Below are 26089 nucleotides of genomic sequence, written 5' to 3'. Positions count from 1 at the left end.
CCCGCGGGTGTCAGATCGAGATTTGACTTTCGGGCAATATTTCTGACTATATACTATCGAAACCAGAAATGTCTTGTTACCATAAAAAAGGAATTTTACGAGAAGTTTCCATTCTCATTCGAGTTACACTCACACTCAGCTCCCTTTTCGCAGGTGATTGAACTTTACGAATTGGCAGATGTTTGTTGTTTTTTTCTGGATGTTATGAAGGTTGCTTTTCATAATAGTTTCATTGTTTATTTATTTTTAGGTTTCCTTTCGGCATTTCTAAGTTTGACAGGGAGCATTGTCGCAAGCGGGTATTCTCACTTAATTGAAGTGGAGTGCTGTTTGTGATTTAAGAGTTTCTAAAGTAGTCCTGGTTTCAGTTGAGTTGGAGAATCAACAATGTCTGGTATTCTCAATGAGACAATTTTAGCAATTTTTGTCCTGCTCACTCGAGCGGTACGCGTATTGCCGACGCTGATGCAACCACGGAAATCGACTCGTTCTGCGAGGGATTTCTATCCGCAAGTTGAGTCTCTGACTCAGCAGACAGAGGTAAATGAATTGATGCGTCGAGTCTTGTCTTGTCTGGGGATCGAGCAACGGTTACGTGTACCAGTGAAGGTGCGCTCTGACCGATGGTGCTTTAAGCGTCGTTAAGCAGTAAAAAGCACGGGCCATATGTTTGTTGAAAGCGTATTATCTTTTTTTCTGGACTGCTTGAGATTTCGGTATGCCTTTGAGTTCATTTCTTTTATCAGGCATAACAGATCGGGAAACTCACTGACGCTCCTGTCATTCCCATGAAATTCCTGACAACATGATTTGTATTGATCTGATTGAAAACACTTTCGGGTGAGTTCAGGGAGATGCAATTTTGTCTCTGTCGAATGCCAACGCCAAATGGTATCAGGCAGGAAAGGGGCTTTCACTATAGGCGCATAGGAAGCACCTGGGATATGTTAACCGAAGTCGCTATCGGAGCGACCCTGGCGTTCATTGTCGGGGTCATCATTGGATATTTCATCGATCGGATCCGTCGCGGATCAGCTTACCAGTCTTATGCTCAGATTCTGAAACAGGCCGAACTGGATTCAGAAAACCTGCTCAAAAGCCAGAAGCTGGAAGCCAAAGAAGAGTTGCTCAAACGCCGTGAAGCACTCGAAGAAGAAGTGAATAAGCAACGCGAAGAGCTGTGGTCCGTTGAGAAGAAGCTCAGTAAACGCGAGAATGCACTGGAAGATCAGCAGGCTGATTTTCTTAAAAAAGAGGCAATGATTCAGACCACACAGTCAAAGCTCGCTGCCCGCTCCAAAGCGGTTGAAGCACGCGAGCAGGAACTGGAACGTTCTCTGAAGAAACAACAGGAAGAACTGTTTAAGATCAGTGGCCTGGACCGGGAGACTGCGTCCCAGATGCTGCTGGACCGATTGGATAATGACCTGAAAAACGAAACTGGTGCCCTGATTATGAAGCATCAGAACGAGTTGAAGCAGACTTGTGATAAAATCGCCCGCGAGACGATTGGCATGGCGGTGCAGCGTTTTGCTTCCGGCCATGTGGCGGAAACCACCGTCTCCACAGTCGAGCTGCCTGAGGAAGAAATGAAAGGGCGGATTATCGGACGTGAAGGACGCAACATCCGTGCCTTTGAAAAAGCGACCGGCGTTGATGTGATTGTGGACGATACTCCCGGGGTGGTTGTGGTTTCTGCTTTTGATAATGTCCGTCGACAGATCGGTAAAATGTCGTTACAGAAACTGGTCAACGACGGACGGATTCACCCTGCCCGGATTGAAGAAGTCGTTGAAGAGACACAGAAAGAACTGGAAGAATATATTCAGACGATGGGCCAGAACGCCTGTCAGGAAGTGAATATTTCCAACGTGAACCCCAAACTGATCGATCTGCTGGGGCGACTGCATTTCCGTACGAGTTACAGTCAGAATGTGCTGCGGCACTCCATTGAGGTCTCTGCTCTCACCGGCATGATGGCAGAACAGTTGGGATTGGATGGGACGATCGCCAGACGATGTGGCCTGTTTCATGATATCGGCAAGGCAGCGGATCACGAGATGGAAGGTGGCCATCCGGCTGTAGGCGCTCAGTTACTGAAACGCTATGGCGAATCACAGGAAGTCGTGCACGCTGCAGCCGGCCATCATGATGATATTCGTCCTGATTATATCTACACCGTACTTGTGGCAGCTGCAGACGCCTGTTCTGCCTCGCGCCCTGGTGCTCGGCGTGACACACTCGAAAAATATGTCCGTCGTCTCGAAGAACTGGAAACGCTGGTTTGTGGTTTTCCGGGAGTCGATCATACCTATGCCATTCAGGCCGGGCGTGAAGTTCGGGTCATTGTTGATTCGGATCAGGTAAATGACCGCGAAGCGGCAAAGATGTGTAAAGATATCGCCAAGGCAATTGAAGACACACTCACCTATCCAGGTGAGATTCGCGTGACTGTCATGCGGGAAGCGAGGACTGTGGAGTACGCACGTTAGACTGTGTCCAGTTTTACTGTAGCGTCTCCAGGTCCATTTGGACCGAGTATAATAGATTGAGAGACGCTAAGGTTAAATGTGATGTGATCTAGGAACGGAAGGGCGTGTCGTTTCCAGTCTCATGCAGATTGCCTTGCATCTGAGCAGCGATTGCCTGCTGGTTTTCACCAGTCTGCTGTCGAAGTGCATTGATGACTTTCTGCTGGCGTTCTGCAGAATGGTTCTGATTGAGTTTGAATTTTCCTTCGATCCGCTCAATTTGTATTCTGAAGCCGACAATCGCCGGTAATAATGAATCGACAAAATCAGCGTCCGAATCTGGTATCGACCATGGTGCAGGCTGACCTGCTTCATAGAATGCTACATACTGATTGAGTATCTGTTTCAGTTGAGCGGGATCAGTCTCAAGCGTGCAGGAACCATAAACGTGAACCGCCTGATAATTCCAGGTAGGAACTGTGTGGTCCGATTCATACCAGGTTGGAGAAATATAGGCGTGCGGGCCATGGAAGATCGCCAACGGACTTACGCTCTGGAGCTGATCTGCCTGTGTATTGGCTTTTGCCAGATGGCCGATTAACTGACCGAATTCTCCCTCTGATCGATCCAGTAGCAGTGGCAGATGACTTGCGAAAGGGCAGTCGCCTGCATGCGTGACCAGGGTGGCGAAGCTGTGCCGTTCGATAAATCGATGTAGGGTATTCAAATCAGTTTCAGCAAACGAAGAAGGTACATACATAGCGGTCGTCCTGCAGGGGGGGAATACGAAGTTCACTGCCGGCCGGTTAAGACATTTGAAGATTCCAGCAGGTTCGTCTGACTATCAATTCTGATACGAATTCTTTATTTTGAGAAGAGAGCTGTCTTTCAGATCAGCAGGCGTCTTATCAAATAAAGGAGTGATTCTGACATGCCATTCATCGATATTAATTCCGTTAAACCACTGGAAGTCCTTCCCGGTTGTAAAATGCGAACTCCCTTTGGGGAAAATCTGATGCTGTCTTATCTGGAAATGGATGAGGGCGCTATTGTTCCCCTGCATCATCACCCCCACGAGCAGGGGGGAATGTTGCTCAAAGGGAAACTGGAACTGACAATGGGCGACGAAGTCCGGGTCGTCGAAGCGGGGGCCATGTTTATTATTCCTCCCAACACACCTCACCAGGCAGTCGCCGTCGACGGTCCTGCTGTTGTACTGGATGTGTTCAGTCCGGTCCGCGAAGACTATGCTGAACTGTTTAACAAATACATTCCGGTTTCAGACGATGACGCCTGAGCCGCTTATTGTTTTTGCTGTGTCTGTTGCGCTTTGAATTCTTCTGCTCTGCGGTGTAGTTCTTCCGTTGTGAGTTCTTCTGTTTGAGTCGCGATGTGCCACTGAATTCCATAGGGGTCTTTGACGGAGGCTCCCCGTTCTCCATAAAACATATCAGTGGGTTCGCGTAAACCTTTTGCGCCGGCTTCAACGGCTTTTTTGTAAGTTGCATCGACGTCTGGCACATACAGATGAATGGCAGCAGAAGTCAGCCCCCATTCCTCGCAGGCGTCTGCAACTTCCAGCATGGAATCCCCAATCTGCAGTGCGGCGTGTCCGATTTTGTCGCCATGATGTGAAATAATAACGGGGGTCGCATCAAACACCGTTTGCAGAAACTCGATCATTTTGGCTGCCCCCTCAACGAGCAGGTAAGGGGTGATGGTATGATAGCCTTTGGGGACATAGGGAGTTGTCATTGTTCATCTCCTGTTCGGGTTTATTGAAGTTGAACCTGAAAAGAGTGTATTCTCAAGAAGCACTATTTGATGCTGGTAAAAGTTCATTATACAATCGAGAGCGCGAGGACAGTATCAGTAACTTCAAAATTTACGTCGATTGAATGCTGACAGCTGCTTACTTTCTTTTTAAGGAAAGATTCCAATGCGATTGCCGTTCATTATCAGTGTTCTACTGCTGTCGATCAATTCAATCGATGCCGCTTCTCGCCCGAATGTGATACTGATCATGAGCGATGACCAGGGTTACGGTGAACTCTCCTGCCATGGAAATCCGATTTTACAGACGCCTTACCTGGATCGACTGGCCAAAGAGAGTATTCGGCTGACTGATTTTCATGTCGCTCCCATGTGTACGCCCACGCGAGGGCAGTTAATGACTGGTCTGGATGCGTTTCGAAATGGTGCGATGAATGTCAGCAGCGGACGCACACTTTTGAGACCCGAACTGAAAACAATTGCCGATCTGTTTCAGGCAGCCGGTTATCGGACGGGGATATTCGGAAAATGGCATTTAGGCGATAATTATCCGTTTCGCCCGGAAGATCGGGGTTTTCAGGAGACGCTTTGGTTTCCCTCTTCTCATATTAATGCAGTCCCTGATTTCTGGAATAATGATTACTTCGAAGATACCTACACACATAACGGTAAAAAAGAAAAATATCAGGGGTATTGCACTGATGTGTTTTTTCGAGAAATGGCCGCCTGGATACGTTCGCCGAAGTCTTCAAAACCTTTCTTTGCCTATCTGCCTTTAAATGCACCTCATGGCCCTCATTTTGTCCCCGACCAGTTTCGCAGACCCATTGAAGCGGCAATCGAGAAAAATGAAGCCCTGGTCGCTCATCTCTCACCAGCAAAACGTAAGACCCTGGTCAGCTATCTCGCCATGTGTGCGAATATTGATCAGAATATCGGTGACCTGGATCAGGTTCTCAGGAATTCTAATTTGTTTGATAATTCGATTGTTATCTTTCTAACCGACAATGGCAGTACGATGGGGCCAGACTATTTCAATGCAGGCATGCGAGGCAAAAAAGTGACGCTCTGGGAAGGCGGGCATCGTGTTCCCTGTTTTATCCGCTGGCCGTCCGGTGAACTGGGACCGCCTCGTGATCTGAATGACTTGACCCACGTGCAGGATCTGCTGCCAACTTTGACAGATCTTTGTGACGTACCTCATTCAATTCCTGAACTGGATGGCATCAGCCTGGTACCCAGGTTAAAAGACGCAGTCAAGTCGCTGCCTGACAGGATGCTGGTTATCGATTACAGTCGTATGCCTTTCCCTGGAAATAAAAAAAGCATGTATCTTTCGCAACCCCGTAAAGAGGGGGCTGCTGTTCTATGGAAGCGGTGGCGCTGGCTGGAGAACCGGGAACTCTATGATCTCACGACGGACCCGCTTCAGCAGAATAACGTCGCTGCAGAACATCCGGCTGTTGTTAAAGCTATGCAGGCACATCTGGATCAATGGTGGGAGCAACTACAGCCCACAGTCGCGGTCCCTCAACGGGTTGTCATCGGACATTCTTCAGAGAATCCAGCAATGCTGACAGCATGTGAATGGCTGGATGTATTTGTCGATCAGCAGGGACAGGTGCGTCGAGGAGTCAGGAGAAATGGCACATGGCACTTAATGGTGGATCAACCCGGTATCTATGAGTTCGAGCTGCGCCGCTGGCCACGCGAGAGTGGTTTGCAGCTGGCAGAGGGAACTCCTTCACTGAAAGTGACCGATGGACGGCTTGCGAAAGGGGTTGCCTTACCCATTGCCAAAGCAAAAATCGGAATTGGATCCTACACCAAGACTGCAGCGCCAGACTCAGGAGAGGAGTCAATTACTTTTTCCACGACTCTGGAGCAGGGGCCTGTTGAGCTGAATACCTGGATGTTGGATGAGCAGGGGAAAGAGATTTGCGGGGCCTACTACGTTTATGTAGAACGCCAGGCAGACTGAATTCAATCCGAGTGTTTTTCCGTCGTATTCAGAATAGTCTGGGCAAATGATTCAAGGTGTCGCACATTATCGCAGAACGCCGAGTATTGAATCTGCTGACGAATCGATTCCGTCATGGCACGGCCCCCCACCACAAATGCCACATCCAGGCCAAACTCATCATAAAGTTCTGTATATTTCTGAATGAATTCTGGTTCTTTTTTGATATAGCTGACACTGAGCCAGAAGATGCGGGGGCGGTGTTGCTTGATCGCGGCTCCCAGGGTTGCAAATGGCAGGTTTGTTCCCAGTGAGAGCGCATTCCATTTCGTGTCCCTCAAAACCAGTTCGACCATGGTTGTCGGCAGGCTGTATAGATCACCCTCTGGTGTCCCTCCGATTGCCACGGGAGCCTCTGCTGGAGGATGCGGAATCAATGTCCGTAATTCATGAAGTACCCGTAAGGAAACTTCACAGCCATACCGTTCCTGATAAACCTCTGCATCTCCACATACCCAGCGATCGCCAATGATCGAAAATGCTTTGGCAAATACCAGATCACAGATGGAACTGATGCAATGCTCAGCCAGGTAGAGGTCGAGGATGATCTGACGACACTGTTCTTCATCCCCTTTCAGGAGTGCGTCCGTAAATTGATCGGTGGCTCGGTCAATCACCCAGACCGTTTGACCCGTAGTGGCGGGAAGTCCGAGTACCTCAGGACGAATCAGCTGATGCTTACTGGATCTGAGGAATTCGATCAGTTCTGAGAGCGCAATCCGGCGATGACCTCCTCCAGTGTATTGCGTCGGAATGATCCCTTTATCACACCAGCGTTTGACTGAGGATTCGCTGACCTGTATCGCGCGGGATACCTGTTTCGGAGTCAAAAATTCGTTCATATTACTCTCTTTGTTTGAACGATATGGTCGATTTGTTTTGTTTTTGATCTGTTGGATATCAAAATCTTAGTTTACAGCAGGGCATCTGACAAGAGTATAATCTATAAGTATTTATTATTACTTGGGATAGAACTATATAGTTTAAAATGAACGTTTTGAACGAATTTGTGGTTGTTCTCCAGCACTAACATGGATATAGTTTATTTAGAACGTAATGAACGATTTCTCTTAGTTGGAACAAAGCCATGATCGTATGTTCAAAAGAATATGATGTTTGTGATCAAGATTCATTATCCAGTCGTGCCCGCAAATTGCTTGATCAGGAAATCGAGTTTATTTCGAATCCGTGTTTCAGCGACGCCACTGCAGAAACTGAAATCCTGGGGGACTTTGATACCAGTTCAAGCGATACAGGGCTTAATCATTCTCAAATGACAAGCGTACCGGGAAGCAGTACAACAATCTCACGGCTGTGTCGTGCCGAGGTGCTTTCTGCTGAAGAGGAGCAAAACCTGTTTCGCCGTTTGAATTATCTTAAATATAGGGCGAATCAATTTCGTTCACAGCTGAATCCCGAGTGGGTTACAGAAGATCAACTTGATCGTGTCGAGCAGCTGTTACATAAAGCACAACTCGTTCGTGATGAAATCTTGCGTCGGAACATGCGTCTGGTAGTATCTATCGTAAAGAAGTGTATGACAACCGGTGTTTCTTTTGATGAACTTTTCAGCGATGGCTGTCTGACTTTATTGAAAGCGATCGATAAGTTTGATTATTCGCGAGGATTTCGTTTCAGCACTTATGCATATCATGCGATTTCCAATTACGCCTATCGGAAAATTGCCAATCACAGAAAAGAACGTGCAAAGTATAAACAGCTGCCACCAGAACGTTCCATGGAAGAGACCGGGCAGGTCAAAAACCCACTGATGGGAACGGGAACCTGGGATGAACTTTCTGAGTTGCTCAATGAATCGATTGATACTCTGGACGAACGCGAGCAGCTGATTGTGAAAAGCCGGTTTGCATTAGGGAAACATCGAAAGAGCCTGACCTTTCAGAAACTGGCTGATCAGCTGGGAATTTCCAAAGAACGTGTGAGACAACTCGAACAGCGTGCAGTCGCCAAGCTCAGAGCCGTCGCAGAAGGGACCCGGTTGGACCTGATTCGTGATCTGGTTTGCGATTAGGTTCAATCAGTTTAGATTGTGTGGAGAAAACCGATGCGAAATTTCTGTTATGAGCTGGAAGCCTTTTATGACGGGGGCTGTCCTCTCTGTCTGCGGGAAGTCAAGTTGTTAAAGCGTCTCGATCGCCATAGCAGGATTCAATTCACAGATATTTCCAGCCCCAGTTTTAAGGCAGAGGAATACGGCAAAACTCAACAGCAGTTCATGCAGGAAATGCATGCCCGCCTGCCAGGCGGAACGTGGATTACCGGGGTCGAAGTGTTTCGACGTCTTTATTCTGCTATCGGGTTGCGTTGGCTGATCTGGCCTTCACGACTGCCTGGCATCTCGCACGGGCTTGATTGTCTGTACGGGATCTTCGCGAAAAGAAGATTAAGCCTGACAGGGCGCTGCCAGAGTCAGAACTCAAGTTGCAGTATTTCATCCCCTCATGCTGAGGTGCAATCATGAAGATCGCCATTATTGGTGGAGGTATCTCCGGGCTTACCTCAGCTTATTTTCTACATCACCAGCATGAGATCACACTCTTTGAAGCCAATCAGTATCTCGGCGGGCATACGAATACGATTGATGTCGAATTGGATGGAGAACAACACGCCGTCGATACAGGGTTCATTGTTTTTAATAATCAGACATATCCTAATTTTACCCGGATATTAAATGACCTGGGTGTCAAGTCGCAGCCGACCGCGATGAGTTTTAGTATGAAGTGTGATCGATCTGGTCTAGAGTATCGTGGCGCTGACCTGAATGGTTTTTTCGCACAACGCCGCAACCTGATCAATCCTCGTTTTTATCGATTGCTTGCCGATATCCTCAGATTTAATCGCCAGTCTGTGGAACTGTTACAGTCAGAAGAAGATCAATTGACTGTGGGAGAATATCTCTCAACGCACGCTTATTCTTTAGAGTTTATCGAGCAATACTTTCTCCCAATGGGGTCGGCAATCTGGTCATGCCCGGTCGGTACCTTTGAACATTTTCCTATCCGGTTCATTGTCGAATTTTATCTGAATCATGGAATTCTGGCCATTCGGGACCGTCCTGAATGGCGCGTCGTCTGTGGCGGTTCAAAGCAGTATGTTAAATCTCTGACAGCCGGATTTGCCGAATCCATTCGCGTGAATTGCCCTGTCACTTCTGTAAGACGCAGTCATAATCGGGCCTCTGTCGCGTTACGGGATGGGGCGGTCGAACACTTTGATCACGTGATTTTTGCCTGTCACAGCGATCAGGCATTACGCATGTTAGGCAATCAGGCATCACCAGTTGAGCAGGAACTTCTGTCTGCATTTCCTTATGAAAAAAATATAGCTCAATTACATACCGATACATCAGTGCTGCCTGCTTCGCAACGTGCCTGGGCCTGTTGGAACTATTTTATGCCGCGCGGTGAAAACCGGAAAGCGACAGTTACTTATCAGATGAACCTGTTGCAGGGGCTTCAGTCGAAGCATGTCTTTTGTGTGACACTAAATGGGAAGGATCGGGTCGATTCCGCGAAAGTGATTCGAGAAATCGAGTATGCACACCCCATCTTTACCAGAGAACGTGCCGCTGCGCAACGCAGGCAGGCAGAGGTGATCAATCAGAATTCCGCATCGTTTTGTGGAGCGTATTGGGGAAATGGTTTCCACGAAGATGGCGTGAACAGTGCGATAGCTGTCTGTCGTGGCTTAATGGGAAATATAGATATATGGAAAGTGGCATCTACACAGGCTGGGTTCGACACCGACGCCATGCTCCCGTCGAGCACAGCTTTCGCAATCGAATCTTCCTGATGTATCTGGACCTGGCAGAACTTGACTCTGTTTTCCAGGGGCGTATCTGCTGGTCCACGCAGCGACTGGCATTGGCCTGGTTCCGTCGAGAAGACCATCTGGGAGATCCACAGATTACACTGGATGAATCGGTAAGAGATATGATTGCTCAGTCAGGCAGATCCAGGCCGGAAGGAGCAATTCGAATCTTAACGCATTTGAGATATTTTGGATTTGTGATGAATCCCGTTTCGTTTTACTTCTGTTTTGATCAACAAAATGAAAATCTGGAAACGATCGTGGCCGAAGTGAATAATACTCCCTGGGGAGAACGACACTGCTACGTAATTGATCGCGACCAGTTTGGACCACACTTGCAGAGGCAATCAACAGGCAAGGAGTTTCACGTCTCCCCCTTTCTTCCAATGGAGATGGAATACTTCTGGCAGTTTTCTGCTCCTGCGGAAAAATTAGCAGTTCGCATTGAAAATTATCAGAAACAGCAACGCATATTTGATGTGACCATGAGTCTTCAACGAAAGGAGATCACTACGTTGAACCTGCTGCGCTCGCTGGTCTTCTATCCATTCATCACCTGGTACATCGTAGCTGCCATTTACTGGCAGGCACTGAGATTATGGTTGAAACGGGTGCCCTTTTATCCACACCCGAAACAGAAAAATAATTCAGGACAAAGTCATAGCTCAAGGACACCATGATGTTACACAATCTTCAATCAGAACAGCAGGAATCAGTATCCTCGACCAGAATCGGGTTATTGAATGCTGCCTGTCGAAAGCTGTTTTTAAAGAAACTGAGCGGATTGGTGGGAGGTCAGATTACCCTGAGAGAAGGAGCCCAGTCCACTGTTCTGGGTGAAGATGAAGCAGATTTACGGGCAGAGGTTACGGTTCATCATCCCCGCTTTTATCAGTCTGCAGTGCGGGGAGGCGGACTGGGTATCGCGCAGTCTTTAATAGACGGTGACTGGTCAACCGACGATTTGACAGGCCTGGTGCGGATTTTTATCCGTAATTTACAAGTGGCCGACCAGATGGAACGGGGGCTGTCCCGCTTTCGTCAAGCGGCCGCCCGGATGGGGCACTGGGTGAGAAAAAATACGCGGATCGGCGCTGCTCAGAATATTCATGAACATTACGACCTGGGCAATGACTTCTATCGTTTATTTCTTGACGAGACGATGAGTTATTCCTGCGGTGTATTTGAGCACACTGACGCAACAATGCGGGATGCCTCAGTAGCAAAACTGGATCGAGTTTGTCGTCATCTGAACCTGCGACCCCACGATCATCTTCTGGAAATTGGTACTGGTTGGGGAGGACTCGCGTTATATGCAGCACAGAATTATGGTTGCCAAGTGACGACCACAACCATCTCTCGTGAACAGTATCATCTGGCAGCAGAACGCATTGATGCTGCAGGATTGTCTGGAAAAGTGAAACTGTTGCTAACAGACTACCGTGATCTGGAAGGGAAGTATGACAAACTGGTATCGATCGAAATGATCGAAGCAGTGGGGGCAGAGTTCTTTGAAACTTACTTTCAAAAATGTTGTGATCTGCTGCGACCCGATGGGATGATGTTCCTCCAAAGTATTGTGATCAAGGATCAGCGGTATCAGGAATATCTGAAGAGTGTGGATTTCATCAGGCGATATATTTTTCCCGGAGGGTGCCTGCCTTCTGTCGCTGCGATATTAGAAACAACAGCCAGCGCGACCGACCTGCGTCTGTTACGACTGGATGATATTGCTCCGCACTATGCACAGACCCTGCGATGCTGGCGGGAACAGTTTTTTGAACGACTTGATGAGGTGCGTGAGTTAGGATTCTCTGATTCCTTTATCCGCATGTGGAACTATTATTTCTGTTATTGTGAAGCGGCTTTTGAAGAGCGGCAATGTAATACCGTGCAGATGCTGTTTGGTCGACCGGATTGCCGGTTCGACCCTCAGCAGATTCAGCAAGATGATAAAAGTTCTTTGCCAGAACTGGAGGTCTCTGCATGAACCTGTGGTTGATGATCCTCTATGGCTGGCTGAGTATGTCTGCAGTAATGGTCGCGTTGTGGTTTGTGCAGCGCAAAACGGGCGACGCCGGTATTGTCGATGTGGCTTGGGGTATGGGAGTTGGTCTGTTGACTCTCTTTTTTGTCTGGGCTCGTGAAGATGGAGACCTGACAAGGCGGATCGTGCTGGCGGTGCTGGCAATGGTCTGGGCGTTAAGACTCAGTGTCTATGTTCTCGGGAGGGTTCTGACGATGCCCGAAGACGGGCGCTATCAGACTTTGAAAGCGAACTGGGGATCCGCAGCACAACTACGAATGTTCTGGTTCTATCAACTTCAGGCGGTGGGGAGTCTGTTGTTTGCTTTACCGATGTTGATTGCTGCAGGGGGGACCTCTCCTTTTAGTCTGATAGATGCTGTTGGCGTCATGATCTGGCTGATTGCTATTACTGGTGAATTAATCGCAGACCGTCAGCTGTCTCGCTTTCGTGCCAATCCTGATCACCAAGGGCAAGTCTGTCGAGAAGGACTCTGGAACTATTCACGGCATCCCAACTATTTTTTTGAATGGCTGCATTGGTGGGCTTATGTCTGTCTGGCATTGGGGGCTCCCTGGGGCTGGCTGACATTGTTAGGGCCGATACTGATGTTACATTTTATTCTTAACGTGACGGGGATTCCTCCGACGGAAGCGCAAGCATTGAAAAGTCGTGGTGATGCGTACCGGGAATATCAGCAGACGACGAGTGCTTTTTTTCCCTGGCCGCCCCGTACAGAGCAGGTGACAACATGAAAAATGATACTTTGATAAATCTGGGGATTGAACTGGTAGAGCGAGGCTGGGTGCCTGATGTGATTACGCGTCATGCCATCAGAAAATTGTGTACTCAAAGGCTGTTAAACCTGGATACAGGTGAGCCAGAATTAAACAGATTAAAACAGCAGGAATTCATTGCTGCCAGCCGGAAAAGTCCCATTGCCCTGGTGCCGGAAAAAGCCAATGAGCAGCATTACGAAGTGTCCGCTGATTTTTACACGATTGTTTTAGGCTGCCATCGCAAGTACAGTTGCTGTTACTGGCCGGAAGGGGTGCAAACTCTGGATGAAGCAGAAGCAGCAGCTCTGCGTGAGACTTGTCAGCATGCGGAAATTCAGGATGGAATGTCAATTCTTGAATTGGGGTGTGGCTGGGGATCATTAACTATGTGGATGGCGGAAAACTATCCTGCGTCCAGGATTACGGCAGTTTCGAATTCTCATTCCCAAAGAGAGTATATTGAACAACAGTTAATATCGCGGGGGATGGCAGACCGGGTCCAGGTCATTACTGCAGATATGAATGATTTTATTCCAGAGGGAACATATGATCGTATTGTCTCAGTCGAAATGTTCGAACATATGCGGAACTATGAGAGACTGTTGCAGCGGATCTCCGGCTGGTTGAACGAACAGGGGAAACTGCTGGTTCACGTTTTCTGTCATCGGGAATTTGCGTATGCTTTCAATGATCAAAACGCTGATGACTGGATGGCCCGTCATTTCTTTTCCGGGGGTATCATGCCCAGCGATCAACTCTTAACTCAGTTTCCAGAGCAGATGTGTGTGACAAAGCAATGGCGCTGGGGAGGAAAACATTATCAGAAAACAGCCGAAGCGTGGCTGTCAAATCTGGATCAGCAGCGCGCGAGGATCATGCCCATCCTGACTGCTGCGTATGGCCCCGATCAGACACAGCGCTGGCTGATCCGCTGGCGTCTGTTTTTTATGGCGGTAGCAGAACTGTTTGGGTTTCGAAATGGAGCGGAATGGTATGTTGCTCACTATTTGCTGGAACAGCAACCGGCAAATAATTCGACCGAAACCTCATCGGTTGCAGATTCTGCGGTGAACGAGGTTTCCTCTCTCTCATTTCATACGAAGTAAAACGGATGCAGAGGTGAGAAACCATCAGCTAAAATCGAGATTCATGGACTTGAGTTCTTCTCGGATACGAGGGAGATCGTTGAGACAGCGCTGCATTTCGAATGAAACCTCATCAACCATCTCGGCAATCCCTTCCAACTGGTCTGCGTGTCCCGCCTCTTCGATTACAGCGCAGAGCTGATTGAGCCGGGTAGCATACAGGACGCTGGTTGCGCCTTTAAGTGAGTGAGCGGCATCTGCGATTCCACTGGCATTTACTGCTTCCGCAGAATTCTGTATTCGGGCCACTCGCTCTTCACCCGTCGATTCCAGTTCATCCAGCAGGGAAATAATCAGATCCATATTTCCGTTGCAGAATTGCATTAAGGCCGTTGTATCAATCGGAGACTGAGGGGGAGATTTATCATCTGTAGACAGCTCACTCAAATCTAGCTCATCCGTTTCCGTTATGTTCAGACTCAAGATCTGTTTTAGAATCCTGATGATTTGTTGTTTTTTAACGGGCTTACTCAGATATTCATCCATGCCCGCTTCCAGGCAACGCTCTCTATCACCTTTGATGGCATTTGCGGTTAATGCAATAATCGGCAGATGGTTTTGCAGTGTCCCCTCCGATTCCAGTTTTCGAATTCGGCGCGTAGCTTCCAGTCCATCCAGTTTCGGCATCTGGCAATCCATCAAAACGATGTCATACTCTTTGTGCAGAACCGCATTTATGGCTTCCTCTCCATTCATTACGGTATCGCATCGGCACCCCAACTGATTTATGAATTCAGTGATATACAGTTGATTAATTCGATTGTCTTCAGCAAGCAGGATACGTGTTGTTTGAGAAAGAAAAGGCATTTCTTCAGAGGAAGGGGGGCTTAAAGTGTTCCTGGCCGGTTCTGTTTTCTCCTTGATCAGGAGATGGTATATCTTGTCAAACAGTGTGAGTCGATGCACGGGCTTATGCATGGTGAGAGAAATACCGCACTCCTGCAAATCCCTGGGGTTGATCGGGGAGTCGGGTGAGCCAGTCAGTAGGATTATTGGGGTGCCAGAGCCTGCCAGGGCGCGCCCGGTCTCGAGACCATTTTGATGTGGCATTTCATAGTCGGTGATAGCGATATCGATAGACTTACCCTGATCACTGACTTGCTGAATTGCAATTTGAGCTTCATTCACTGAAGAGGTTACAATTGTATTAAAACCCCATTCGAGCAGGTGCTCGTTTAGAATATTCCGACTGGTCAGATTATCGTCGACGATTAACGCCTGCTTTCCTGCAAATATTGATTGGTCCGGCAGGGTATTAGAACAGGACGACGCAACTTCGAAAGGCAATTCAAACCAGAAAGTAGAGCCAACGCCTTCGCGGCTGTCAATTCCTATGGTGCCACCCATCAGTTCCACTAGATTCTGAGAGATTACCAGACCTAAACCAGTACCACCATAATTGCGGGTTGTTGATGCATCTACCTGAGAAAATGACTGAAAAAGGCGATGGAGTTTGTTTTCAGAAATGCCTATTCCGGTATCTGTTACGGAAAAATGAATCAAAATGTTCTCATTTTCACGCGAAACCATTCTGGTTTCAACAACCACTTCACCAGAGTCTGTAAATTTAATGGCGTTCCCAACCAGATTGACCAGGATCTGCCTTAAACGGTAGCTGTCACCCTTGAGAATCAACCTCAATTCCGGGTCCACCAAGCAAGGCAGTTCCAGATTTTTTTCCCTCGAATGCCAGACCATGTTACTGACAGTCTCCATCAACAGGTGTTCCAGATCAAATTCGTGGAGATCCAGGTCCAGTTTACCAGCTTCAATTTTAGAAAAATCAAGGATATCATTGATTAGAGTGAGTAGGGACTCTCCCGAATTTCGGCAGGCGTCGACAAATTCCTGCTGCTTCTGGTTCAGATGCGTTCCTCCCAGTAGTTCAGTCATGCCGATAACACCATTCAGTGGCGTACGTAGTTCGTGGCTCATGTTTGCCAGAAATTCGCTCTTGGACTGGTTGGCCTCCTCGGCAGTCAGCTTAGCTGCTTTGAGTTTTTGTTCTGTTTCCTTACGCCTCTGGATATTTTTAATTCCAAAGATGAAATGTTTTGGTTCCCCGGACTGATGCCTGATGAGTGAGACCATCAGGTTTGTCCAAATGGAAGAACCATCCTTTCTGAGATATCGTTTTTCGATTGAGTAAGATTTGATTTCTCCCGCCTGCATGCGTTGCATATTTTTTAAGTCAATCTCCAGTTCATCAGGATGAGACAGGTCCTGGATTCGGAGTTCGAGCAGTTCTTCAACTGGATAGTCTAAGATTTCGCAGAGCCTCTGATTCACACGCAGCCAGCGTCCATCCAGGGCGACATGGGCAATTCCCATCGCGACCTGCTCAAACGTGCTGCGGAAATTCAGTTCGCTTTCTGCCAGAGCATCTTCCTGGAGCTGTTTGTCTGTGAAATCATGACAGACACCGATATACTGCTCCGGCTCACCATCATCGCCCAGAAAAACCCTCCCCTGTGCATGGACATAACGGATCGAACCATCTGCGTGAATTACCCGGAATTTTGCATTATAGGGTGTGCTATTTTGAATACATTTTTCAAGTTGATTCGTAACCTCATTTCTGTCTTCAGGATGCAGACATTGAGTGAAGTCAGCGAGATAGAGGTTTTTCATTTCTGGATCAATATTGAAAATCTCCCGGGTCCGTCGATCCCAGAAGAGTGAGTCTGTTTTCAGATTCCATTCCCAGACCCCGATTTGACCCGATTCAAGGGCGAAATCAAGACGTTCTGTACTGCGTTGCAGTTCTCTTGTCAACAGGGCTGCGGATGGTAGTTTCAACGCTTCCGGGACATAACGAATCAGGGCAACAACCGTAATCAGGGAAACGATTGCAGTACATGCTTTGATCAAACCGGAAAAACGGTAGACAGGCCACCAGAAAATGCCGGCTTCAATCAGATGCCCAAAACCACAAAACAGAATAAAAGCTGCAAACAGCCAGATGATTTTGGGAAAAGGCAGGTCTTTGCGCTGTAGTAGAAAATAGAGTAACACGATCGGAATCGCAAAATAGGCTCCGAAGATGGCCGTGTCTGAAATGATATGCAGCCAGCCTACATCAGTAGACCAGGTGCCACAGTACCAGCGCTGTGGAAAACTGCTCGTATCAAACAATTTTGAAAAAAAGACAGCAGGACCTTCTGCCTGCAGCTCGGGTTTTGTAATTGCTTGTGAACAACTGCCGTTGACACATCCCGGTTTTTTGAGGTTTGCTGAATCTTCCGCCAGCAGGGGATTACACAACACAATAAGCAGCATGGCTGAGACGAATTTCAAAAACTGATTCTTCCATCCTGCTTCAGGATACATATTTAATTCTCATAATATAAAGACAAAACAATTCCAGTAATGAGGACGTTCAGCGCAGAGAACGAAAACTCACTATGTGATTGCGAAAGAAACCAGATTGGAGTGCACAAATGGTTTCAGCGATCTGCCTGATTTAGAACCAGCCCACCTGAAAAATTTAGGTTGCAATCACGTGAGAAGCATGAAAAAACCACTTCTTCTCTTCAGTTAGAGGGGGATTCCCTACGTCAATTTGACAGAAATCACTGTTCCAGAATTTATTTAATGACACCGGAATTGAAACAGGGGGGAGATGAGAATCATTGCTTACGTAGAGAAGTGCGAGCAGACAGCAATAAAGTCAACCCGGAGATGGACCGCGATACAATTTACTGCGGCGGCGAAACTTTTAAATATGAAGAAAGGATTAATTTGAATGTCGATTTATTTCTTGATTTACGACGATGTGTAACGTTGAGGCGAAGATTGAGCAACTTGCGAATACCGATATTGCAGCCCCAGCAGTAAAAAACCGATGATTGGAATCAGGATGTCGGTGTAAAAGATGATCCCCGCATTTCCCGGTGCGAAATTATGCGCTGTGATCATCTGGTAAATGTGGCCGCCTGCAGCGCCCAGCAGAAACATCGACGGTCCCACCACAGCAGCGGCTCGCATCCCCAAACTCCCGTGGAATGCCAGAAAACCAACCACCGCGTAACCCAGACTCGCCGTTCCGACTTCAAATTGAAACGGACTCTGCTCCCAGCCAATATACCGGGCTGCGGTCTCTCCGAAAAAAGAATGCATGATGAAGTTGTAGAAAAACGAACAGCCCATGGAGAAGAAGAGGAAGTAGGCAAACAATGCTTCGATGATCTGAGGAGCGTTCCAGGGACGTTTCCTTCTCCACAGGGAGATAGCGGAAACAATCAGTCCCAGAATCAAAAAGCTTAAGCTGAAGTTTTCGAGCAGGAGACGAATGAATGTATTCATCGGATTCCTTGTCATGCAATGCTGTTGATTATTTATGGATCAAAAATTCAGAGTAGTGTCACATTTTTCAAAAAACAATGGAATTCTATTCGAACCCCTTGATTTGTTGTCCAAAGAGATTTGATCAATGTGGAAATCAGTGGCGCACAGTAGCAGACAGCAGTATCACAGCAATCATACAGTTGCGAAGCAATTGTCATTCGTATATTGTTAAACCATCCAGTCGATGTGCCATTTTGTTTGAAATGGCTCCCTGTGAATTCCGATGACGGTATGACGACACCTGTTGTCCCTGAATTCGAGAACTCAAAGCCCTTAGTTCCCGGGGCAGATTTTAATTGACGTCGAATCGAGAAACGACTCCGTCATCTTTTAAATTTTCAATACACAATCAGTAGTAAATTTCCAGAGGATACTCGTCTGTTATCGACCAGACGTATTAGACAGTGAATGAATCACGAAAAATACTAAGAGAGAAACCGGTAAGAATGACAAATAGTGTAGTCTGTAAGTTTGGTGGTAGCTCTGTAGCAAACGCAGATCAGATCGAAAAAGTGCGGCAAATTGTTGCAGACGATTCCCAGCGTCGTTTCGTTGTTGTTTCCGCACCAGGACGCATCAAAAATAACGAAGAAAAAATCACAGATCATCTCCTGAATATTGCCTCAAATGGTACTCACTTCCAGGAAAAACGAAAGACCATTTCTGCTGGTGAGAGCAAGCAGGCCGTCTTAGAGCGATTTACCAGCATTATCAAAGATCTCGGAATTGATGGCAAAAAATTGCTCGAATCATTGAAACAGGATTTGGAGACCAAGCTGCAAGGCGAACGGCAAATCGCATTTCTGGCATCTCGCGGAGAGCACTATAATGCGCGCATCATCGCAGCTTATTTTCAAAAGCAGGGGATGGAGGCCCGCGTCTGTTTGCCGGAAGAAATTGGATTTCTGGTCACGGAAAGTTTTCTGGATGCCAAGGTCGAAGAGATCGCCTATGAAAATATCGCGGCCCTGGATGGCTCGGAAATGATCACCGTCGTTCCCGGATTTTATGGCGTAACAGAGCATGGCGAAATTGCCGTCTTCTCTCGTGGCGGTTCCGATCTGACGGGGGGCGAAATTGCTTATGCCATCGATGCAGATAAATACGAAAACTGGACTGACGTCAGCGGCGTACTGGAATCTGATCCCCGTATCATTCCCGCAGCCCGTGCGATCCCGCGGCTCACATTTAAAGAAATCCGCCTGCTCTCGTCGAAGGGCGTGAATGTATTCCACCTGGATGCGATGCTCAACTGCCGCAAACGGAAAATCCCGATTCATGTCCGCAATACTAATCACCCGGAAGCGGCTGGCACACAGATTCTCAATGAACGCGTTCCTGAAGAAGGCGTCGTGGGGATTGCCCGGCTGGATAATATGGCCTACATCTATCTGGAAAAGGATATGCTCTGCGAAGAGGTCGGCTTTACCGCGACACTGTTGACCATCTTTCAGAATTACGGAATCAACACCTACCACTATCCCACCGATAAAGACGACATCGCCGTACTCGTGAAACAGGATGACCTGAAAGGCAGCATCAACGATCTCCGGCGGACCATCGAAAAACAGCTCAAGCCCGACTTCATGGATGTCGTCTACAATCTGTCGATCATCACTCCAGTAGGGCTGGGCTTGAAACGCAATTCCTATCCACTGGTCGACGCGATCAACGCGTTGGGCGAGCACCATATTCCGATCGAAATGATCGACCAGAGCCCCTCTCAAATCTGTTTCCACATCGGCGTCAGCCAGGCAATCGCCGACGATGCCCTGCGGCTCTTGTATCGAGTATTGATTGCCGGTTCTTGAGATGAAAATAGTGGTAAGGTCACGGATTCGACTTTCATCAGTTTGCCATACATAGACTGAAACGCCAGCATCAGCATTCGCCTGCAGGACTGAACTTCCCACACCTGCTGCTGCACATTCCCGCACTCCCGCTGCATAAAATGAACTTGACCGCTGCGCGCCACCGGCGATAAACGCTGAACTGTGTCGCGCGCGTGCCCAGTTTACAGTGCACTGAAACACGCGACACTTGTTATTGATCTTCACTACAAAATAGCCTGTTTTTTCCAGATATTCACTTATCACAACCACACCCGTTCCCGATGTATGCCTGCGGGTCGCCGCACATCGCAGGTTTTCGTCCCGGCACCACCTCGGCACCGTCAGACATCGGACCCCTGTCAACCCAGATCGCCACATTTTATGGTTCATCCCTCTTGACCTCCTCACGCCCTTCCACAAAATACTCAACATGCAATGAACCACTGACACCAGCCACCAGATTGATCATCAGATTGAACATCACAACCACAAACATAATTCAATATCCTCCCACGCCTTCGAGTGCCATCTGTCGGCTCGCCCGACAGTGCTTGTGTAAACGTCCCCTTTTATGTTTCACAAAGAATTATAAAAGAAGTGTCCCCACGCCCGCAGATGAAAATCCCGAACCCACTAAACACAGATCCCGGGTAGCCCCGGATGCAATCCGGGGTTGTCGCAGACAACAGGAAACTGTCAGAGCAGACACACAAATCAGAAATACATAGCCAACCCTTTAGAAGCAGGGGGCCCATGTGTCCGCCCGCCAAGTGAAAATGGAACCGGTTTTTGGTTCCTGGAACTTTTATTTAAGGTCATGTTCCTCGCATTGCCGGTTACGGTTCAATTTTAATCAGTTTCCCATAGATTGACTGAAACGTAATCCAGCCGTTGATCCGGCCGATGTTATTGCCGATCTGAAACCGTTTGCCCTGTATAGCTTTGATCAGATGCAGGTATTGACTGCCATTCACTTTACAAAGCACGATGTCCCCCTTTTGTAGTTCGTCTTCCTGAACGGGGGCGACCGTGCATAACTGCCCGGAGTCGATTTTCCCTTTCATGGAATTTCCCCGCGGACGAAAAGAGACGGTCTCACCAGCCTGCAGTTGCTCAATATAGTGTGTGGCCCAGCCGATGGGGTGCTCCTTCTATATAGTTTTGATTGGCAATACTGAACTTAATTAGGCCAGGGCGGAGGTACTTTTCCGGTCAGGGCGGAATCAAGTGCTTTGTGGAAGTCGACATTATCCCATTCTTCTCTGGCCTGGTTAGCGATGGCATGGGCTTCGTCTGCCCGGTCGTTGACAACCAGTAAAGCGACCAGAATTCCAACATCGCTGGTAAATCGCTTGTCTGAAACCTTCAGAGTATTGGGACTGCTCTGTGGGGTTTGGCTCAGCCTCTGTTCGGCATGCCGGATCTGGAGTATGCTTTGGTAGAAATTCTCCGGTTCCAGATATTGACCACAGATTTTGTATTCCCCGGCTTTGACCAGAGCCGGTTGAGCCAGCTGGAACACTGTCCTGGCCGCCGTGGGGTTTTGTTGATGCAGCAGGAGAAACGTGTCTTTTGTCAGTGTGTCTTCATCCAAATGATGGTTCAGTGAAGTCAGATCCTGGAATGCGGGCCAGACATCTTCTCCCTCACGCACCTGTTTCAATGCCTGATCGCGCATCTGTTTGAGTTTCACGAGAGCCGGCGGATAGATGTTTGCCAATTCAGTCCATTCAGTCAATGCGGTAAGAAGTCGTACGCCGTACAACTCTGGTTTATATTGCAGCGCGTTATCAAAAAACCAGACATGCTTGGCCAGTGCAGTTTGATAGCGTTTGGCGAGAACGTCGTCATGGATGCTGTTCAGAATCTCTTCCGGGTCGGGATTCTCGGGAGGCTGCCAGTTTTCGGGCGCTTGCCAGGCTGTAGAACAGGCCGGTAACAAAATCAGACACAGTAAAGTCAGTAAGAAGTCTCTCATGAGTATCAATCAGTGGTTATCAAAAGTAAGACGAATCGAGAAATGGATGGGCATGAAATAAGAATCGGAATGCGAGCGTTCATGCAGGAATGCTTTCAATACAGGGCCTGTCTATTTCCGTTGATGATACTCAGACAGAGCGTTCACTGCAAAGAGATTTATAATGAAGCCAATTTCTAAAAAGATTCTTGTTCGTAGCGGGCAGGATTGACGTATAAAATAGAGAGGACTAAATGAGTTATACATTAAGGGATCATATGGGTTGGCAAATAAAAACGAATAAAGAAGTGAACGCCCCAGAATATTCTCGACGTGATGCGTTGGGGGCCGCGCTCAGGGGCGGACTGGTTGCTGTGCGTGGCTGGTGGGGAGGGCAGCCTGTTCTGGCGGCTCCATCTGGGCCTCCGGAACATATCACGCCGCAGACACAAGCGGCCATCGAACATGGCCTGAAATGGCTGGTTTCACAACAGATGAAAGATGGCGGATTCGGCAGACAAGGTTCTTATGCGCGGAATGTCGGCGTCTGCGCCCTGGCGGGGACCGCGTTTCTGGCATACCGCGGCATGACCGGCGCGTATCGTCGTTCCATTCAGGAGTGCATGCGTTATCTCCTGGGAAGGGCACAGGAGAATGGCTTCATCGTCGAAGCAGAGGTCCGCACGCATGCGACGCTGTATGGTCACGGATTCGCGACCATGTTCCTGGGACAGGTGTTTGGCGAGTCGTTCGATCCGAACGTCCGCGCTAAATTAAAAGCGGCGACACAACTGATTTTGGATCTACAGAACGAGCAGGGGGGCTGGTGTTATACATCTGACCCGAAAGACGCGGATGTGTCAATCACCACCTGTCAGCTGCTGGCGTTATTCTCGGCCCGGCAGGCAGGCATCGGTGTGCCACGGGAAGCGATTGAGCGGAGTGTCGAATTTCTCAAGCAGGCTCAAAACGAGGACGGGGGGTTCCGTTATCGCCTGGACGATCCTCCCGAATCGCTGTTTCCCCGCTCGGCGGCCGCAGTGGTGGCGCTCACCTGTGCCGGTCTCCAGAATGACGAAGTTGTCAAACGTGGTCGCGACTATTTGCAACAACCACATCCCCCGCAGGAACTCTCACCGGGACAGCTGGCCGAGTACCATTTCTATGGACGCTTTTATGCGACACACGCCGCCTGGCAGGCAGGCAAACCGGAATGGGATCGCTGGTACTCGCTGGTCCGCGATGAACTCCTCGCACAGCAGTCGACCAGTGGCGCCTGGCACGATGCCAACATCGGCGACGAATATGCAACCGCAATGGCTCTACTTGTGTTGCAGTTTCCTTATGGAAATGTGCCTCTGCTGGCGATGCGCTGACGTAACCTTTTATTCTCTTTTATCCCCCAGAGTTTCAGAAGAGACGCGTCTTTAAATCAAGCGAGTGAGCTTGATCGCAGGTCAGAAATAGATCTTTGGAATACCGAGCGACATATCCCAGGTTGACCGTATGTAGTTTGTACTCGGTTCTCCGCTCAGAAGAAAAACGTCCATTGATATATAGTGAACCGGCCTGATCAGGTTTGAGTGGGAACAGTGAGCGTTCGTACGATCCCCGGTCAGGGGCACCATGATCTGTGCGATTGTAAGTGAACCAGATTTTCAGCAGTTCAGGTTGCACGTGAAACCGGAATGCCCCGTAGCGATCTGAGTCTTCAAGTGACTGAGTGGACTGTCGCAGTGCAAAGCCATTCGACTCCTCTGCAATTACCTTGTGCAGAAAAACGGGAGGCAACGGTTGTGGTGGCTCCGGGATCTCCAGAATCATGGGGACGGCATTACGCACTTTTGCTTCCGGCATTCCTCGCGATATTTTGGTCCAGCAAACTTCTAAATGTTGTATGATGATCATGGAGAATTCGATGAGTATTCCAAGAGTTTAATCAAAACTATTCTAATTGACCCGATAGACGCCAGACAGGTCACCAGGCACCGATATGACTACGACTACCCCTTGGTTTACCATCAAAATTCTGTTCCACTTCAGGTAGTTTCATTCCGGCGTTGCGGGCAGGTGAGCTTTCACTCAGTTGATAGGCTTCCGGGTTGAAGGTTCCCCCGTTCACCAGCAACGGGTCAGTATACAGATCACTGGTGCTGCGCGCAGACTGTTGAGGCACGCCACCATGCCAGAGGTTGTTACTGAATTCAATCTGAGTGGTCGAACCCTGAATGTCAGTCAGAGGAATCTTTCCAGTCTGCTTGAAAATATTGTTGCTGATGCGCGACTTGTAATGACGTGAATCGGCATCGATGTGCAGTAGAGGACCGATCGAACCCCAGGCCGTATTATTGGCAATGATGGTATGTTTCAGCCCGCCGCCACGTTGATAACTACCCGAGGAAATAGCGATATAGTTGCCGATCAGAATGTTGTTGGTAATGACGTTATGTGAAGAAGGGTTGTTAAAGCCCTGGTAATTTTCGTTGGCAATCTGAATCCCTGATGCCGGGTGATTAAAGCGGTAGAATCGCTGATCTTCAGTCGAATAAACCAGATTGCGACTGACACGCGTATTCGTCGTGTTATCCAGATAGATGTTGACGGAAAAATTATCGTGGACCCTGTTTCCTTCAATGGTTCCTTTGTTGGAAAGATAGAGGCCGATTCCTTCGCCATAACAATGAGAAACGGTGTTGTTTCTAATCGTGACCTTTCTGGAAAGGCCGGCTCCTGCGCCAAAGCTCCACTGATTATATCGTCCGCCTTCATTCATCAGCGAACATTCTTCGATAATATTATCAGCGATAAGCAGGTCACGTACGGGATCGTGCAGTCGGTTAAAGCCGGCATAGATGCCGCTGTTCTGGCAATGATGCACACAATTGCCACTGACTTCGACGGCATGCACACGGGTTCCCGGTCCCCAGATCGAGATACCGATGTTCTGTGAGTTGCGGACGGTCAAGCCCTGAATGCGAATATGATGCGAGAGAACAGCAATCAGTGTGGCATCTTCCGGTAAATTGCTGCCGTCGATGATGACTTCTTCATTCTCAAATGCCTTTAATGTGATGAATCGGCCTTCGGTACCAGGGTTGGTGAGATTTAATGTGCGTGACTGCGGATAGATTCCTGCGCGGATCAAAACAGTGTCGCCAGGTTGTCGGGCAGCATTGATACCCCGGGCAACTGTGCGAAACGGTTGGTTCTGAGTACCGGGATTTTGATCGTTTCCTGTTGTTGCTACATAATAGTCCTTCGCCAGGGAGACGTTCGCTCCCAATAAAACCATCAGGATGATCGTAAAGTAATTGATAGTTCTTTTCTGCTGATTCAAAGTCCTGCTCCTGAAATGATGATGCAAAAAAAAGAGGCGGTATGCAGTGACCAGTTTTCTGATTACTTTACGATAGAAACTATAAAGTACAAATTCAATGAAATAATCGGGTAAGTAAAATCATCAGATACAAAGAAAGTTCGAAAAAATAGCGAACCGTTTCTATGTAAGCGCCTCTTAGTTAACAGTCAGTTCAACTGACAGACACGTTGGTTTATTTTTTCACAATCAAAAAACGGAATTTTATCTTCAATGATTTCTTATTTGCAGACAATCAGCTTAAACACCTATCCCGCAGACAATCCCCAAGCCGGCCTCCCGGCTGAGGATACGCTCGCGCTGAATTTGCGCTGTTGACATCTGGTTGATCTTTAGAATTCTGAAATCACCCGGTGTCATCAGGCAGCGGGTTTTTTTGCGTCTCCACTTAAAGAGATAAAAGGTGTCAGGGAGAGATAAAAGGTGTCAGGAACCTTATTTATAAGGTTCCTGACACGAATGGCACTGCCTGTTGTGGTGAAAGAGTTTGCGTTCATATGATGGCCCTTCGTTGTTGATGGTAATGGTATCT

General features: G+C 48.2%; 21 protein-coding genes. 12 read left to right on the top strand and 9 right to left on the bottom strand.

Annotated elements, in window-relative coordinates; translation table 11 throughout:
* Positions 1–944: 944 nt before the first annotated feature.
* Positions 945–2492 carry a ribonuclease Y gene (gene rny, locus ACN0YH_RS26645; protein WP_417382646.1) on the top strand — a complete coding sequence of 516 codons (1548 nt, stop codon included), beginning with the start codon at positions 945–947 and terminating at the stop codon, positions 2490–2492.
* An 88-nt stretch (positions 2493–2580) separates the two neighbouring features.
* On the opposite strand, the gene ACN0YH_RS26640 is transcribed toward rny, so the two are convergent.
* The gene (locus ACN0YH_RS26640) at positions 2581–3231 is read right to left on the bottom strand and encodes an FMN-binding negative transcriptional regulator (protein ID WP_417382645.1); all 651 of its coding nucleotides are present in this window, start codon (positions 3229–3231) and stop codon (positions 2581–2583) included.
* 171 nt (positions 3232–3402) lie between these two features.
* On the opposite strand from ACN0YH_RS26640, the gene ACN0YH_RS26635 reads away from it, so the two are divergent.
* On the top strand, positions 3403–3768 hold the full coding sequence (locus ACN0YH_RS26635; RefSeq protein ID WP_417382644.1) for a cupin domain-containing protein: 366 nt from the start codon (positions 3403–3405) through the stop codon (positions 3766–3768).
* Positions 3769–3773: 5 nt separating this feature from the next.
* Here ACN0YH_RS26635 and ACN0YH_RS26630 read toward each other — a convergent pair whose 3' ends face one another.
* Positions 3774–4226 (bottom strand): VOC family protein, encoded by a 453-nt coding sequence (locus ACN0YH_RS26630; protein ID WP_417382643.1) that lies wholly within the window; start codon positions 4224–4226, stop codon positions 3774–3776.
* Between the two features lie 184 nt (positions 4227–4410).
* Between ACN0YH_RS26630 and ACN0YH_RS26625 the strand changes: the two genes are divergently transcribed.
* Complete coding sequence (locus ACN0YH_RS26625) at positions 4411–6225, top strand: arylsulfatase (RefSeq protein WP_417382642.1); 1815 nt, start codon at positions 4411–4413, stop codon at positions 6223–6225.
* A gap of 2 nt (positions 6226–6227) precedes the next feature.
* Here the strand turns inward: ACN0YH_RS26625 and ACN0YH_RS26620 are convergent, their stop codons facing one another.
* Positions 6228–7106: a helix-turn-helix domain-containing protein gene (locus ACN0YH_RS26620; RefSeq protein ID WP_417382641.1), complete on the bottom strand. Its 879-nt coding sequence runs from the start codon at positions 7104–7106 to the stop codon at positions 6228–6230.
* Positions 7107–7351: 245 nt separating this feature from the next.
* On the opposite strand from ACN0YH_RS26620, the gene ACN0YH_RS26615 reads away from it, so the two are divergent.
* Genes ACN0YH_RS26615 through ACN0YH_RS26585 form a run of 7 tightly spaced genes read left to right on the top strand, consistent with a single transcriptional unit; the run spans position 7352 to position 14006 of the window.
* Complete coding sequence (locus tag ACN0YH_RS26615) at positions 7352–8296, top strand: sigma-70 family RNA polymerase sigma factor (RefSeq protein WP_417382640.1); 945 nt, start codon at positions 7352–7354, stop codon at positions 8294–8296.
* Positions 8297–8329: 33 nt separating this feature from the next.
* Entirely contained in the window at positions 8330–8746 is a 417-nt protein-coding gene (locus tag ACN0YH_RS26610) for a thiol-disulfide oxidoreductase DCC family protein (RefSeq protein WP_417382639.1), read from the top strand.
* Positions 8743–10077 (top strand): NAD(P)/FAD-dependent oxidoreductase, encoded by a 1335-nt coding sequence (locus ACN0YH_RS26605; RefSeq protein WP_417382638.1) that lies wholly within the window; start codon positions 8743–8745, stop codon positions 10075–10077. The genes ACN0YH_RS26610 and ACN0YH_RS26605 overlap by 4 nt, the downstream gene beginning before the upstream one ends.
* Positions 9993–10775, top strand: coding sequence for a DUF1365 domain-containing protein (locus ACN0YH_RS26600; RefSeq protein WP_417382637.1), 783 nt, complete (start codon positions 9993–9995; stop codon positions 10773–10775). The genes ACN0YH_RS26605 and ACN0YH_RS26600 overlap by 85 nt, the downstream gene beginning before the upstream one ends.
* Complete coding sequence (locus ACN0YH_RS26595) at positions 10772–12085, top strand: class I SAM-dependent methyltransferase (RefSeq protein WP_417382636.1); 1314 nt, start codon at positions 10772–10774, stop codon at positions 12083–12085. Before ACN0YH_RS26600 ends, ACN0YH_RS26595 begins: the two co-directional genes overlap by 4 nt.
* Entirely contained in the window at positions 12082–12876 is a 795-nt protein-coding gene (locus tag ACN0YH_RS26590) for a DUF1295 domain-containing protein (RefSeq protein WP_417382635.1), read from the top strand. Before ACN0YH_RS26595 ends, ACN0YH_RS26590 begins: the two co-directional genes overlap by 4 nt.
* Positions 12873–14006 carry an SAM-dependent methyltransferase gene (locus ACN0YH_RS26585; RefSeq protein ID WP_417382634.1) on the top strand — a complete coding sequence of 378 codons (1134 nt, stop codon included), beginning with the start codon at positions 12873–12875 and terminating at the stop codon, positions 14004–14006. Before ACN0YH_RS26590 ends, ACN0YH_RS26585 begins: the two co-directional genes overlap by 4 nt.
* Positions 14007–14030: 24 nt before the next feature.
* On the opposite strand, the gene ACN0YH_RS26580 is transcribed toward ACN0YH_RS26585, so the two are convergent.
* Complete coding sequence (locus ACN0YH_RS26580; RefSeq protein ID WP_417382633.1) at positions 14031–17375, bottom strand: response regulator; 3345 nt, start codon at positions 17373–17375, stop codon at positions 14031–14033.
* A gap of 435 nt (positions 17376–17810) precedes the next feature.
* Entirely contained in the window at positions 17811–18350 is a 540-nt protein-coding gene (locus ACN0YH_RS26575) for a DUF6790 family protein (RefSeq protein ID WP_417382632.1), read from the bottom strand.
* Positions 18351–18838: 488 nt separating this feature from the next.
* Here ACN0YH_RS26575 and ACN0YH_RS26570 point away from each other — a divergent pair, with 488 nt between their 5' ends.
* A complete protein-coding gene (locus tag ACN0YH_RS26570) occupies positions 18839–20203 on the top strand; it encodes an aspartate kinase (RefSeq protein ID WP_417382631.1) in 1365 nt (454 codons plus the stop codon).
* Between the two features lie 857 nt (positions 20204–21060).
* On the opposite strand, the gene ACN0YH_RS26565 is transcribed toward ACN0YH_RS26570, so the two are convergent.
* Positions 21061–21333 carry a S24 family peptidase gene (locus tag ACN0YH_RS26565; protein WP_417382675.1) on the bottom strand — a complete coding sequence of 91 codons (273 nt, stop codon included), beginning with the start codon at positions 21331–21333 and terminating at the stop codon, positions 21061–21063.
* Positions 21334–21404: 71 nt separating this feature from the next.
* A complete protein-coding gene (locus ACN0YH_RS26560; RefSeq protein WP_417382630.1) occupies positions 21405–22202 on the bottom strand; it encodes a hypothetical protein in 798 nt (265 codons plus the stop codon).
* Between the two features lie 287 nt (positions 22203–22489).
* On the opposite strand from ACN0YH_RS26560, the gene ACN0YH_RS26555 reads away from it, so the two are divergent.
* Positions 22490–23557 (top strand): prenyltransferase/squalene oxidase repeat-containing protein, encoded by a 1068-nt coding sequence (locus ACN0YH_RS26555; RefSeq protein ID WP_417382629.1) that lies wholly within the window; start codon positions 22490–22492, stop codon positions 23555–23557.
* A 34-nt stretch (positions 23558–23591) separates the two neighbouring features.
* On the opposite strand, the gene ACN0YH_RS26550 is transcribed toward ACN0YH_RS26555, so the two are convergent.
* Both ACN0YH_RS26550 and ACN0YH_RS26545 read right to left on the bottom strand, forming a co-directional pair.
* On the bottom strand, positions 23592–24038 hold the full coding sequence (locus ACN0YH_RS26550) for a hypothetical protein (RefSeq protein WP_417382628.1): 447 nt from the start codon (positions 24036–24038) through the stop codon (positions 23592–23594).
* 121 nt (positions 24039–24159) lie between these two features.
* Entirely contained in the window at positions 24160–25518 is a 1359-nt protein-coding gene (locus ACN0YH_RS26545) for a right-handed parallel beta-helix repeat-containing protein (RefSeq protein ID WP_417382627.1), read from the bottom strand.
* Positions 25519–26089 lie beyond the last annotated feature (571 nt).

Origin of the sequence: Gimesia sp. (assembly GCF_048262075.1) — a bacterium.
Taxonomy (GTDB): domain Bacteria; phylum Planctomycetota; class Planctomycetia; order Planctomycetales; family Planctomycetaceae; genus Gimesia.
The sequence above is the reverse complement of the archived record's forward strand: the minus strand, read 5'-3'. Positions and strand labels throughout refer to the sequence as shown.